We start from the raw sequence: 225 nt of genomic DNA on the forward strand, positions 1-225 counted from the left end.
TTATCTATGATTTTGATTTTAAGTGTTTTGTTGTATTTATTTGAATCCCTCAATTTAATCGGTACTCTTTTTCTTGTTTCCATTGAAGATATATAAATATAATTTTCATTTAATTTATTTTTTGAATATCTATATAAACCTGTATCTATCGAAAAAGAATTTATTTTGTTCGTATAAGGAACTTTCCCTTTATATCTTCTAGTGTATCTTTTTATCAAGTTATTC

At 22.2% G+C, this 225-nt stretch carries 1 protein-coding gene; it reads right to left on the minus strand.

All coding sequences use genetic code 11. The features are described from left to right. Positions 1-225: hypothetical protein (locus ACK2WN_RS12435; protein WP_416155707.1), on the minus strand; the 225-nt coding region annotated here is incomplete at both ends.

It is taken from the genome of Peptacetobacter sp. AB800 (assembly GCF_047807365.1).
GTDB lineage: Bacteria > Bacillota > Clostridia > Peptostreptococcales > Peptostreptococcaceae > Peptacetobacter.